Source organism: Paenibacillus alkaliterrae (assembly GCF_021532375.1).
Classification (GTDB): Bacteria; Bacillota; Bacilli; order Paenibacillales; family Paenibacillaceae; genus Pristimantibacillus; species Pristimantibacillus alkaliterrae.
The window spans coordinates 1-13,299 of sequence record NZ_JAKGAP010000107.1; the positions used below are offsets into that span (position 1 = coordinate 1).

Sequence of the window (13,299 nt, forward strand, 5' to 3'; positions counted from 1 at the left end):
CTGTCTCTTGACCCACGTCTATTCCTCGCGTGAGAGCTACATTCATATTCTCATGAAACGGATCTTACTTCCATGTGTGCAGGATTTGACGCTTACCTAACAATCATTTTAGATGATTATAGCCGGGCAGTCGCTGGATATTTTTTAACTTTTGAAAACCCCTCTGCTATACATACATCTTTGGTCTTACACCAAGCAATATGGAGAAAAAATAATCCCGATTGGCAAATATGTGGTATCCCCGAAATATTTTATACAGACCATGGAAGTGATTTTACGTCCAACCATTTGGAGCAAGTAGCAATTGATTTAAAAATTAATCTAGTCTTTTCTAAAGTCGGTGTTCCAAGGGGGCGTGGGAAAATAGAGAGATTCTTTTTAACCATTAATCAATTGTTTCTACAAGATCTACCCGGTTATTTGGGAAATCAGACTAGCAATTCACTTCTTACCGTTAAAGAACTAGATGAAAAGTTATTAAATTTCATTATATATAACTATCACCATAGGGTTCATACCACAACAAAAAGAGAACCCATACATGCATGGAATAATAATGGATTCCTTCCCAACATGCCTGAAAGTTTGGAAAGTCTTGATTTATTATTGTTAAATGTAGCAAAACCAAGGAAGGTGAATTCTGATGGGATTCACTTCCAAGGGTTGAGATATATAGATACAAACCTAGCTGCATACGTTGGTGAAACAGTCATTATTCGTTATGATCCAAGAGATATTGCAGAGATACGAGTGTTCTATCAAGATAAATACTTATGTACGGCTATTTCTCCTGAAATCTCCGATTATACAGTGGATTTAAAGGATATTGTGTCAGCACGAAATAAAATACGGAAAAATCTAAAGAAGCAACTTGATTCTGGAAAAACTGTTGCAGAAGAAATTGTCTTGTCAAAGCAAAAAGATTTGGAGGAAAAGCCGAATAAATCAAATTACAATAGGTCAAAACTTAAGAGGTATTTCAATGAATAAAACACAAAAGTTTATTGAAACAAAAGAATATAAAAAATTTGCAGAGTTTTGTGATGCGTGTATCAAATATAAATATATAGGAATTTGTTATGGATTGCCCGGTGTAGGAAAAACATTATCCTCAAGATATTATTCAAATTGGGATTCCATCGAAAAACAATTAGCTTATAAACCAGGAAACGATGCAGATGAAAAGATACTTGAAGCTAGAACGATTTTTTATACAGCTCCAGCAGTACGAGCGACTAAAATGACCGAGCAGATCAATTTTATTGGATATAGAATGGATAAGGTAAAAACTGCGTATAAAGTACTCAAAGAGGGGGCAAAAGAAAATTATCCCGCCAATGCTTATGAAGATATCGACTTGATTATTGTCGATGAAATAGATCGATTGAAAGTGCAAAATTTAGAACAACTCAGGGATATCTTTGATCGAAATGATATAGCCATGATATTAATTGGAATGCCCGGTATTGAGAATCGATTAGCGCGATATCCCCAACTCTACTCCAGAATTGGATTTGCTCATGAATTCGCTAAACTTAGTAAAGATGAAATCCATCATATCTTGGAGTATAAATGGGAAGAGTTAGGACCTTTAATAAAACTTGAGGACTTTTCCGATTATGAAGCAATAACCAGTATAATAAAAATTACTGGTGGGAACTTCAGGCTTATACAGAGACTGTTCACTCAGATTGAAAGAATACTTGAAATAAATAAGCTTCAAACGATAACAACAGAAGTTGTTGAAGCCGCGCGGGACAGTTTGGTTATCGGTATCAAATAGGATTGTACAAAAGCTATCAAATAATGAAAAAAAGATGGCTTTTAACATTGAACTTTTAGTGCAAAATAGCGCTTGAAATAGGTGCAAAATAACTCCTAAAGTAACAATACACCAAATTGACCAATGTTTCAGTCTATTAAATCGTCTAATATTCAAAGTGTATTAAAGATACCAATCGAAGGTTTAATAGACAAAAGAGGATTGGAAAATGGCTAAAATTGGATATGCACGTGTTTCGACTTCCGATCAGTCCATGGATTTACAAATCGATTCTTTGAATGATTCCGGATGTGAGAGTATTTTCGAGGAAAAGGTCTCCGGAAAGAAAAGTGATCGACCAGAGTTAGCTCGCTGCTTGGAGTACTTGCGTTCCGGGAATACATTAGTCATCTGGAAATTGGATCGACTTGGTCGGACGACAAAGCAGTTAATCGAGCTTTCGCATGATCTAAAAGAAAGAGGAATCAGTCTGCAGATCATCACTCTGGGAGTAGATACTAGCACACCAGCGAGCAAGCTTTTTTTCGCTATTATGGCTGGTTTAGCTGAAATGGAGGCAGAGACAATTCGAGAGAGAACCCAGGCCGGCTTACAAGCTGCTCGGGCTCGAGGTAGAAAAGGAGGAAGACCGCCATTGGATAAGAGCAAAGTTGAAATGACGGGTCAATTCGTAACAGCAAACGGCAAAGCAAATCTTTATGCTGGTAAGACACAGCTTTCCTTACATTTACGGACATTGGCCAGTAAAAAACCAATAACGATTAAATACAGCATGATAAGAGCTTCTATTCAGCTGACCTATTACGCTAGAACCGTTACTTGATTTGAACTTGAGCAATTCACAAAAGGAGCAAACAGCGCTTTACTCGGGATTTTAATTGAGATTTTTGGTAACCAGGGCAAGCTTCATAAAACGCCTAAAGGATTGCTGCGTCTCACACCGGGAGGTGCCTTTTTTTATATTCATGATGAGCTGCTGGTTTACAAATTATTATAATGCCGATAACGCAGCCGAAATATTGGGGACTTATAGTTCTAGTGGGGAGAAAGCAACAAGAATAAAGATAGAACCCACAATAAACCACATGGGAGGAAAAGAGAAATCATGGAGCATTGGTTTAAGAAACGATTGGCAGTTGGGGTTGTAATTACTTTATTTGTAATGGTGCTTGCTGCATGCGGAGGCTCGAACAACAAGGCGGCCCAAGGAAGCGTAGAGGAAGAAGAGCTGACTTTGACCGAGATTGAAGCGAAAGCGAAGGAAGAAGGAACGGTCGTAAGCGTAGGGATGCCGGATTCGTGGGCGAACTGGTTGGATACTTGGAGCGATATGAAAACCAAATACGGAATCGAGCACTCCGACACGGATATGTCCAGCGCCGAGGAGATCGCTAAGTTTGAAGCGGAGAAGGATAAGCCTACCGCAGACATCGGTGACGTGGGTATTGCTTTTGGACCGGTTGCGGTAGATAAAGGCGTTACTCAGCCATACAAATCCTCTTACTGGGATGAAATTCCGAGCTGGGCGAAGGATGAAGACGGACATTGGATTGTTGGCTATCAGGGCTCCATCTCCTTCCTGACCAATGCGAGCCTTGTTCCAAACCCGCCTAAGAGTTGGGAGGATTTGAAGAACGGTACTTATAAAATTATTGTCGGTGACGTTACGAAGGCTGCGCAAGCGCAAATGGCGGTACTTGCCGCTGCGATTGCTTTTGGCGGAGACGAGACGAACATTGAACCGGGAATTGCTTACTTTGAAGAGCTTGCCAAGGAAGGCCGTCTCTCCAATGCGGAAGCTTCACTTGCGAACATTGAGAAGGGCGAAGTGGAAGCTACGCTTCTATGGGACTTCAATGCATTGAATTATAGCGATCAATTGGGCAAGGACAAGTTTAACGTTGCGATTCCAACTGAAGGCAGCGTTGTAAGCGGCTATGCGACGATTATTAATAAGTATGCACCGAATCCAAATGCGGCAAAGCTGACCCGCGAATATATTCTTAGCGATGAGGGTCAGATCAACCTGGCCAAAGGCTATGCAAGACCGATTCGCGACAGCGTGAAGCTGCCGGACGATATAGCGGGTAAGCTGCTTCCGGCAGAAGATTACAAAAACGTAAAACCTGTAGGGGACTACAAAGCGTGGGAAGAGACTGCGAAGACGATTCCGCAGCTGTGGCAGGAACGTGTACTTGTACATTTGAACTAATTGAACGAGTACGGGGTTTATGGCGGAACGCTTTCGTCTTCGAGTCGAAGGCGTTCCGCACCCTATTTGCGGCGAAGAGATGTAAGCTGTACGGCCAAGAGAATGGTTGCAGTCGTTTACGTTTTAACGAGGGAGTGAAAAGGTTGAAACGGAGAAATCGGTTTGTTATGTTGGGGCTCGTTCCCTTTGTTCTAGTTATCCTTGCATTTCAATTCGCTCCTCTGCTGTCTATGCTGACAGGAAGTATCAGGCAAGAGGACGGATCGGGCTTTACACTCGATTATTACGTGTCGATTATCCAAAGCGCTTATTATATGAAAGCCGTTAAGAACAGCATTCTTATTTCCATATGCTCCAGTGTTGTCGGCATTGCTATCGGTCTCGTGAGCGCCTATTCCATTACAAGGTTTGCGCCGGCGGTTCGCGATCGGCTGCTGATGCTCTCTAATATGACTTCGAATTTTGCCGGCGTCCCGCTCGCCTTCGCATATATCATCCTGCTCGGAAACAACGGGGTTTTCACCTTGCTGTTCAAGCAGTGGGGCTGGAGCGTATTCGGCGATTTTAACTTGTACAGCTGGACGGGGCTCGTTCTCGTATATGTCTACTTTCAAGTGCCGCTCGCTCTGCTTCTCTTATATCCGTCTTTCTACGGCATACGGGATCAATGGCAGGAAGCGGCCTCGCTGCTGGGAGCAAGCCCGTGGCAGTTTTGGCGAACGGTCGGACTTCCTATTTTAACGCCGGCTATTTTCGGGACATTAGGCATTTTGTTCGCAAATGCGATGGGCGCTTATGCGACAGCCTACGCGCTCGTTGGAGGCAATTACAACTTGCTTGCCATTCGAATCGGATCCTTAGTCTCGGGCGATGTCGTCAATCAACCGCAGCTCGGAAGCGCATTAGCTGTCATCTTGGCGCTGACGACGCTGCTGGCGGTGATCCTGAATCATCAAATGACAAAGCGGGCCGCATGGTTTTCTTCACGGCATACACTTAAACAAGCGTCTAGACGAAAAAGCTTATATAGACGTTTTACGGAAGCGAAGGGGGAAGCGGGATGACGGCACAAGCAAAAGCAGGCTGGATGCACCGTAACCTCATGCTGCTGCTCATGATGTACTTGCTGCTTCCGCTGCTGGCAACCGGTCTTTATGCGTTCGCGAAGGATTGGCAGGACAGCTTGCTTCCCGATCGCTGGACATTCGAATGGTTTGGCGGGATGTTTCGGGATATTCGCTTTCTGGATGCGCTATGGACATCCTTTTATTTATGTTTGATTAGCGTTACGCTCAGTCTGGTTATTATGCTGCCGGCCGTATTCGTAATAACGATATATTTGCCGCGGTGGGAATCGTTCATGAAGGGAGTCGTTGTACTGCCGTATGCTGTTCCTGGCGTAGTAGCGGCTGTGGGGCTCATCCGTACCTATTCCTCCGGTCCAATCGATATTGCGGGAACGGCTTATCTGCTGATCGGAGCCTATTTCATCGCCATTCTTCCCTATATGTATCAAGGCATCCGCAATAGTCTGCTTACCGTTTCCGCGGTAGAGCTGCTGAGCGCCGCCGAACTGCTGGGAGCGCACCGCATGCGTGCGTTCGTTACCGTGATTTTGCCTAATATATGGCCTGGCGTAATCGTGTCGACGCTGCTATCCTTCTCTGTCTTGTTCGGTGAGTTTGTGCTTACGAACATGCTCGTTGGCGGACACATCCAGACGATTCAAATCTATTTGGTTCAACGCATGAATGAAAGCGGTCATTTGGCCAGCGCAATTGCCATTTCGTATTTTGTTTTTATTTTGCTCCTGTCGATGGTGCTGATGAAGCTTGGAAAACGGATGAACGGAGGTGTGCGGGGATGAATGACTATTTGGAGCTGCAAGCAATCCGCAAAAACTTTGGGAATACCCGTGTACTGGACAATGTGGATTTACAAATTCGCGAAGGGGAGCTCGTAACGCTTCTCGGTCCTTCCGGCTGCGGCAAAAGCACGCTGCTTCGCTGCATTGCCGGTCTTGCCGATCCGGACAGCGGACGAATCCTGCTCGAAAAGAAGGATTTGACGCAGCTGCCGCCACGCAGCCGCGAGGTCGGAATGGTGTTCCAATCGTATGCTCTATTTCCTAATCTAACCGTGCGCGAGAATATGGAGTATGGTCTCAAAATGCGCAGGGCTTCGAAGGACGTCATGCGCAGACGGTCGGAAGAGCTGCTGGCCCTCGTTGATCTGGAGGATAAACGCGACGCGTATCCGCAGCAGCTCTCCGGCGGTCAGCAGCAGAGGGTAGCTCTGGCCAGATCGCTTGCGGTACAGCCTAAGCTGCTGCTGCTCGATGAACCGCTCAGCGCTCTCGATGCAAAAATTCGTAAAAACCTGCGAACGGAAATACGGGAAATCCAGAAACGGTTTAAAATGACGACGATATTCGTTACGCATGATCAGGAAGAGGCGCTTACCGTATCCGACCGTATTTGCATCATGAACAAAGGAGTTATCGTCCAGGACGGCATTCCCGAAGCGCTGTATAACTCTCCCCGCACTGAGTTTGTCGCACGGTTTATGGGCAGCTATAATGTGCTGACAAGGTCGGAAGCGATGCGCCTATTTGATCGATTAGACTGCATGGAGGAGAGCTTCGCCATTCGCCCGGAGTCCATAACGCTGCTGAACGAAGCCGAAGAAGGAAATGACCGTAAGGATAGGGTGCAGGTAGAAGGTACGGTTCAATCCGTATCCGTTCTCGGTAATATCATCCGTTACATCGTTCAAGCGAAGGATGTCCGTCTGACCGTCGATATTTTAAATGATGGCCGTTCGCTCCGGTTGGGGGAGCTGAGTAACGTCTGTTTGGCGTTAGATCCTTCTCAGCTTTTGAAGCTGGAGAAGGAAGGAGCCTAGAGCATGTCCATTTTAGCGGAAGAACGAAAGCGGGTCATTATTGAACAATTAAGGCTGGAAGGTCAGGTCAAAGTGCCGGAATTATCGCTGCGGTGCGCTGTCTCAGAAGAAACGGTACGGCGCGATCTCGTCTTGCTGGAACGGGAAGGGACCGTTAAGCGTGTTTATGGAGGAGCCGTTCTAGTGAAGCCGACAAATCAGGAGCCTCCATATCTGCTGCGTCAAAAAGAAAAAGCCGAGGAGAAGGCTCGCATCGGCAAAGCTGCTGCAGCTTTAATCGAGTCCGGAGACACGATCGTCATTGATGTCGGAACGACAACCCTGGAATTAGCGAAGGCCATTGCAGGGTGTGAGAGGCTGACGGTACTAACCAATTCCATTGCAGTTGCCTATTATCTCATGCAATCCCTAAATGAACGCCGGTTTTCCGGCAAAATTATCGTGATCGGCGGCGAGTTGAACCCGGAGCAGCAGTCTTTGTCCGGCGTGTCCGGGGAGCAAGCGATGAAGCAATTTCGAGTGGATAAGGCATTTATTTCGATTGGCGGCATATCGATTAAACGGGGGATCAGCGATTATGATTTGGGCGAGGCCGGTATGTCACGGCTTATGGTGGAGACTGCCGCACAAACGATTGTGCTGGCAGACGATTCGAAGCTCAATAAGGAGGCCTTCATCGAAATTGTTCCTCTGCGCCGCGTACACACTATAGTAAGCAACGTTCCCGCGCCCAAAGAGTGGCTGCCTTTAATGAAGTCTCATTATTTACATTGGATAGAAGCGAAATGAAAGGCGGAGCGATAATGACAACAACGGCAGCTATGCGCAAATTAATTGTAGTTGTATTAGACGGACTGCGTTACGATGCGGCCCGCAAGTATTTGGGCTATATGGAGCATCTTGCAGAGAAAGGCGAAGTATCCTGCTATCAGGTTCGTTCCGAGCTCCCAAGCCTTTCGCGTCCGCTCTATGAAGTATTGCTTACGGGTACGCCAGCCTATCGAAATGGAATCACGGCGAATCACATTGTCAGGCTCAGCCAGGAGAAGAGCGTATTTCATCTCGCTTCCGAGGCGAATTTAACAACGGCTGCCGCCGCCTATCATTGGGTCAGCGAGCTGTACAACAAAGCTCCCTTTAATCCGCTGACGGACCGTCATCAGCATGATGAGTCGAGACCTGTTCAGCACGGAACGTTCTATTTTGAGGATCACTATCCAGATAGTCACTTATTCGCGGATGCGGAATATTTACGGACGGTCCACGACCCGGATTTTCTATATATTCATTCCATGAACATCGATGATATAGGACATAAGTTCGGCGGGGAGAGCAAGGAATACGAAGCCTCTGTTCGGGCTGTTGACGGTATACTGGCTGCTTTGGTCCCTATGTGGATGGCACAGGGCTACCGCGTTATCGTTACTTCCGATCATGGCATGAATGCTGCCGGACAGCACGGCGGAACAGCGGCTTCCGAGCGGCTAGTCCCGCTCTATATGAATGGTGAGCCGCTTGGGACTCAAGCGGATGAGCAGGTTTTTCCCCAGCTGGGAATCGCCCGTTTCATGTGTGAATGTCTGGGTATAGCTCCGTCTGAGGCAATGGCATTGAGTATAGAAAGCGAGTTTTTATATCGGGTTGGAACGGCTGGAAAGGCAGAGGGTATAAGATAATGAAGGTTGATTTGCATTTTCATCTGGAGGAAGGCCCATATTCCATACGGTGGTTATCGCGCACCTTGCAGGCGCTTGCTCTCACGGAGCCTCAAATAAGCAATAGGAAGGGTCATTCTCTGGATTTAGTCGAGTATTTGGCGAGTCGATTAGACTGCCGAATGCGCAGCGGAAGCTTCAGCAACGATTGGTTGGACCGATATTTGACGACAGGCCGTTCGAGGGGGATTGAGTGGTTTGGCGTCGTCGATCACCTGTATCGGTTTAAGGAGTGCCGCTCCTATTACGAGAAGCATATGCTGCTGGACGATAGTCCGGTCGGAAGGCTGCAGCAGCATTGGCTCGATCAAGTAAACGTGGCTTCGTTGGATGAATTCGTTACGTTCGTGACAGAGGCGAAAAAAAGCCGCCCCGGCCTGCTGCTCGGAATCGAAGCCGACTTCTTCCCGGGCGGCGAGTCTGAGCTGGGCGCCTTGCTGGCAGGCTATGACTGGGATCACGTTATCGGCTCGGTGCATTTTATGGAAGGCTGGGGCTTTGACAATCCGGAAACGAAGGACCGGTTTGCGGAGCTGGAGCCCATGGAGGCGTACGGCCGTTATTTCGGGCTGCTTAGGCAGGCAGCCGCTTCCGGCTTGTTCGAGTTTATTGCCCATCCGGATAACCTGAAGGTATTCGGCTTCCGGCCGGCGAACGAAGCGGATTTGCTTCCTTACTATCGTCAGTTCGCAGAGGATTTGATTCAATATGGCGTCGCTACAGAAATCAATACCGGACTGGAGTACCGCTATCCGGTAGCGGAGAGATGTCCGAGCCCGTTGTTTCTTTCTGTGCTTGCCGAGCATGGAGTTTCAATCACCTTGTCGTCCGATGCTCATTTTCCCGACGATATCGGAACGCTGCTGGATGAAGCCAGGGATGCTGCGCTAGAAGCAGGCTATAAGGAATTGACCGTATTTCACGGACGTAAGCCTCACAAGCTTCCGTTCTAATAGGAGAAATAAATAAGCAAACAGCCATTCCGCGTAGGGAATGGCTGTTTGCTTATTTTCAATAGAAGGGGTAATCCCAGCGAAGCTTTCATGAAGTGCCAAATGACCTTCGTATCACACTTAATGGCATTATGTGTGATTGAGAGAAACCCGAGAATCCTTTCCCAGAAAGGGAAGTAAGCAAATACGCTAGTTACAGAAAATATTTTTTAGCTTTAAACAACACATAAGGCACAAATTTGATCTATATTTGAGTGATTCAAAGGGTTGGCACTTAGTTACACCTTCGCTGGAATTACCCCTAATACGACAACTATTTATGCATCGGCTGATATTCATATGATGAGAGAGGCGCTTGAGAAGGTTAATGAGGGAGGAAGTGAGCTAAATAGTAATATTCCTATGTGGCAAGATAATGAAGACATGATTCTAACGTTGTGCGGCTTGAAGTAATTTGAACTAAAACATTATCCGTAAGTTTTTGGTCTAATACCCTTATACGTACGGGATATCTCCAAAACTTACGGATAACTAAAAGTTGAGGATAATTCAGTAGGAATCGAAGTTCCTGAAGCATCCCTTCTGAAAAACGGTGGGCTTCATCCAACACAATGATCGGGATTTTCTTGTCCTGCTCATACAAGTTCAGCATCAGGGCTTGGTATTGCCGTTTTGCCTCGGTGGAACGGATCGCGGGACTTACACCAAATCGGTCTAACACTTCCCGGTAGAACAGCTTCGGAGACAGACCCGAATCACAAATATACTCGTATCGGTACCGCGTAGTTTCCAGACCACGAAGTAAAGAACGTACTGCTGTTGTCTTACCCGTCCCTGCTTCCCCAGTAACCATGCACGCATGACGGTGCTGGACGGCAAACTCAAGTCGTGCCAATGCCTCTTGGTAAGCATTTGACGCATAACAGTTCTTAGCGTCAATCTCCCTTGTGAACGGCATGTCCTTTAAGCCGAAGAAACTTAGCATCCGCCGTCACCACCGTTCTGCCGTGCTTTGAGCTGTGCGAAACGTGTCGTACCAAGTTCAGCACGTTTTTTTGCTTCTTGCTCTTGCTTGAGTTGTTCCACATAACTGGCCACCGGTGTTGGCAGATCGGGTTTCGCTTCGTCAGTTGGCAGCTTCGAATGCCGCTGGCTGCGTAGTTCTGCCGCTTTGGCATCGGCGTAACGCACTCCATCCTTCCAGATTTGAATATGAGTCAGGTCAAAGGGGTTGTACCTCACCTGTACTTTGCTGCTCCGCAGTGCATCGTCCACATCATACCGGTTTCCTTCCACCTCAATTACAGCGGTTTTTCGGACTGTTCGTTCCTCCTCCCACAGAAACAGGGCTTGTAGTTCTTCACGGGACAATCGGCGAATCGACTGGATTGACGCTTCAAAGCGCGTCTTCGGTGTTTGTTTCGTCGTTCTATGCACCCGCTGGTCATACGCTTCAAGCCATGAACGCAGGTAGATGTTCAACTGCTCTAGCGTCTGGAGTTTGTTTTGTGCGATGAGCAAATTCACTTCACCCGTAAAGCTAGAGTCTACAAATTGGAAGAATTTTTCAATTTCGCCCTTGGATTCTGGCGAATAGGGCTTCGCATGAAGCAGTTTGGTACCCATCCGCGCACAGACAATAGAGAGCTGCTTAGCGTTGTACACGGACCCATTATCGCAGTAAAAGATACGGGGGACGCCGTGCTTCAATACCGCCTTCATGAGGCAATTTTCAAGGCGCGGATAGCGCTCTTCGAAAAAGAACTCCGCATGCATAATTCGCCGTGAGTGGTCATCGATCAGGGCAATCAGGTACACTTTCCGGCGCTTGTTCGGATCTTGGGGATCTGGAATCACGGTCGTGTGCTGCGTATCTGCCTGCCAACAATCGTTCGGCTCATCGTGTTCAAAGTGCCGGAACGCCTTGGTGACGTTAGCTTGACGTGCCAAATCCTTCTTGCTCACCCCTTGCTCTTGAAAATACCGAGCAAGGGTTCGGGGTTTGAGCATTCCGGGCAGAAGCGGATTGTTCTGGTCTATTTCAAGCATACGAATAATGGTTTCCACGCTGCGGCTCGGTAGTTCATGGCGCAGTGAAAGAGCCATTGACAAAACTTGCGGATCTAAATCGTGCAAACTGCCTCTTTTTTCACGTGTCTTCGGCTTTAAGGCTTCAAATCCACCGCCTTGTTCATACGCCTGCAAATAACGCTCGAGGGAGCGGATGCTGATGCGTGTGCTGACACTGTAGGGAATGGTGTACGTTTGCGCCGCCAATTCACGCAAAAGGGCATAGCGATGGCCGGGAGCAAGCTTTCGTTGCAGCACCGGCGCAATGACGCCAAAGCGGAAGGCCGCAATTTCCTGAAGCTGCTGGTCATTCATGGGGACATTAACCTCCTGGGATATAGAAATAGACTGCAGTCCCCATTGTCCCATGCTCTATCCAGTGCCGCGACTGACACATTCCGTGTAGGCGGTCACTGGAGAATAACCCATGGTTTCCCAAAAGTGCCTCATTCCCAGTGATCGCAATCACCAGTAAGCGCTTGGCGGAGCGTGTAGGTTGAGCCGGTCCAACCATCTGCCCGGACGAGGCATTTGTTCCCCGTGCGCCGTCAAATTAAATAGGAGAAGCAACTGCGTTTCCTGAGCGAGACTACCCTGCCAGCGATGAAACTCGAGTAGAGCCTCCTCCCCCGGCAGCGTGGACAAGGTTCTTTCACGTATAACACGGAGCCACTGCTGCCACTTTTCTTTCATACGTTTCTTCCATCTCCAGAGTGTTCGGATCGAAACGATAGAGGATGCCCATGAAGATAATCGTTCTGCTAACAAAGGGAGTGGCAAGCCCATCAGGAGCAGACGTGCAAAGAATTCCCGAATGTGGTTGGCAAACCGCGCCCAAGGTATGATAAACGAGGGGATAAGAGAATGTGTCCGATCACAGGTTGGGCAACGCATACGCAGGATTGTGACCTTACGAAGCCGGCGTTTCCATACAAGGGTACGCTCTTCATAATCATGTCTGCGCATCACTCTGCCGCAACAAGGACATGCAGCTTCAACTTCAATTGAACGGATTTCCAGATTGTACGCATTGAGGCGCGGGGGGTATTCCAGTAAAATAGACATTGGTTGAGGTCATTTGTCCCGAGTAGCCGCCAAGCAAACAGGGGACAAATGGCTTTCCTTTCTTAAAATAATAGAACCGACAGCGTTGTTGACTGCTCTATTACAGTCTTATACGCTGTCGGTTCTTTTTTCCCTCTGTCTCCGCCAGAGGGAATGGCTGGAAGCCCCTCTTTCTCTTTCTTCCAACGTTCGGCAGATTGTTCTACTCGCTTCATTCCAATGACGGTAACATCAAATCCATGAGCTTCAAAGATCTCTCTTGGGGTTTTGCCTGTCATGTATTGGTCAATAAATAACTGCTTAAATTCATCCGCGTAGGTTATCGCTTTATCACTAACTTTGATTACGTATCTATTCTTTGACAGCTTCTCACGTTCATCTTCCGTAAATCGCTTCTTGCTCAATCTAATCCCCTCCGTTGTTTCTTCAGTATACAAAAAGGTACCCATAGCCTGAACACCTTTTTTTAAAGTGTCCAGTCTATGGGTACCAGTGTACTTTTTTATCACTCGCCTGCGTTCGGTCCTCTCCGATGAGGAATGGAGCGGCTTAACCTACGTGGCCGACAGTGCGCTGGCCACCATGGACAATTTGCTT

The 13,299-nt window shown here is 47.3% G+C and carries 13 protein-coding genes and 2 pseudogenes; 10 read left to right on the forward strand and 5 right to left on the reverse strand.

Going from position 1 to position 13,299, the window contains the following annotated elements:
• Positions 1 to 66 precede the first annotated feature (66 nt).
• The 10 genes and pseudogenes from L1N85_RS25690 to L1N85_RS25735 all read left to right on the forward strand — a co-directional run.
• A pseudogene (locus L1N85_RS25690) lies at positions 67 to 990 on the forward strand (Mu transposase C-terminal domain-containing protein); the annotation flags it as partial.
• On the forward strand, positions 983 to 1,783 hold the full coding sequence (locus L1N85_RS25695) for an AAA family ATPase (protein WP_235241868.1): 801 nt from the start codon (positions 983 to 985) through the stop codon (positions 1,781 to 1,783). The pseudogene L1N85_RS25690 and the gene L1N85_RS25695, both read left to right, overlap by 8 nt.
• 208 nt (positions 1,784 to 1,991) lie before the next feature.
• On the forward strand, positions 1,992 to 2,606 hold the full coding sequence (locus L1N85_RS25700; protein WP_235241869.1) for a recombinase family protein: 615 nt from the start codon (positions 1,992 to 1,994) through the stop codon (positions 2,604 to 2,606).
• Between the two features lie 282 nt (positions 2,607 to 2,888).
• Positions 2,889 to 3,995, forward strand: coding sequence for an ABC transporter substrate-binding protein (locus L1N85_RS25705; RefSeq protein ID WP_235241870.1), 1,107 nt, complete (start codon positions 2,889 to 2,891; stop codon positions 3,993 to 3,995).
• A gap of 143 nt (positions 3,996 to 4,138) precedes the next feature.
• Positions 4,139 to 5,059, forward strand: coding sequence for an ABC transporter permease (locus tag L1N85_RS25710; RefSeq protein ID WP_235241871.1), 921 nt, complete (start codon positions 4,139 to 4,141; stop codon positions 5,057 to 5,059).
• Positions 5,056 to 5,862 (forward strand): ABC transporter permease, encoded by an 807-nt coding sequence (locus L1N85_RS25715; protein WP_235241872.1) that lies wholly within the window; start codon positions 5,056 to 5,058, stop codon positions 5,860 to 5,862. Before L1N85_RS25710 ends, L1N85_RS25715 begins: the two co-directional genes overlap by 4 nt.
• Positions 5,859 to 6,899, forward strand: a complete 1,041-nt coding sequence (locus tag L1N85_RS25720; RefSeq protein ID WP_235241873.1) for an ABC transporter ATP-binding protein — start codon at positions 5,859 to 5,861, stop codon at positions 6,897 to 6,899. Before L1N85_RS25715 ends, L1N85_RS25720 begins: the two co-directional genes overlap by 4 nt.
• Before the next feature lie 3 nt (positions 6,900 to 6,902).
• The gene (locus L1N85_RS25725) at positions 6,903 to 7,688 is read left to right on the forward strand and encodes a DeoR/GlpR family DNA-binding transcription regulator (RefSeq protein ID WP_235241874.1); all 786 of its coding nucleotides are present in this window, start codon (positions 6,903 to 6,905) and stop codon (positions 7,686 to 7,688) included.
• A 14-nt stretch (positions 7,689 to 7,702) separates the two neighbouring features.
• A complete protein-coding gene (locus tag L1N85_RS25730) occupies positions 7,703 to 8,575 on the forward strand; it encodes an alkaline phosphatase family protein (RefSeq protein ID WP_235241875.1) in 873 nt (290 codons plus the stop codon).
• Entirely contained in the window at positions 8,575 to 9,567 is a 993-nt protein-coding gene (locus L1N85_RS25735; protein WP_235241876.1) for a PHP domain-containing protein, read from the forward strand. Before L1N85_RS25730 ends, L1N85_RS25735 begins: the two co-directional genes overlap by 1 nt.
• 400 nt (positions 9,568 to 9,967) lie before the next feature.
• Here the strand turns inward: L1N85_RS25735 and L1N85_RS25740 are convergent, their stop codons facing one another.
• The 5 genes and pseudogenes from L1N85_RS25740 to L1N85_RS25755 form a co-directional block, all read right to left on the reverse strand.
• Positions 9,968 to 10,552: an ExeA family protein gene (locus L1N85_RS25740; RefSeq protein ID WP_235241877.1), complete on the reverse strand. Its 585-nt coding sequence runs from the start codon at positions 10,550 to 10,552 to the stop codon at positions 9,968 to 9,970.
• Positions 10,546 to 11,952 (reverse strand): DDE-type integrase/transposase/recombinase, encoded by a 1,407-nt coding sequence (locus L1N85_RS25745; protein ID WP_235241878.1) that lies wholly within the window; start codon positions 11,950 to 11,952, stop codon positions 10,546 to 10,548. The genes L1N85_RS25740 and L1N85_RS25745 overlap by 7 nt, the downstream gene beginning before the upstream one ends.
• 150 nt (positions 11,953 to 12,102) lie before the next feature.
• A complete protein-coding gene (locus L1N85_RS25750; protein ID WP_235241879.1) occupies positions 12,103 to 12,330 on the reverse strand; it encodes a hypothetical protein in 228 nt (75 codons plus the stop codon).
• A 135-nt stretch (positions 12,331 to 12,465) separates the two neighbouring features.
• Positions 12,466 to 12,702: pseudogene (locus tag L1N85_RS28110) on the reverse strand (DUF6431 domain-containing protein); the annotation flags it as partial.
• Positions 12,703 to 12,764: 62 nt separating this feature from the next.
• A complete protein-coding gene (locus tag L1N85_RS25755; protein ID WP_235241880.1) occupies positions 12,765 to 13,106 on the reverse strand; it encodes an HTH domain-containing protein in 342 nt (113 codons plus the stop codon).
• Positions 13,107 to 13,299 lie beyond the last annotated feature (193 nt).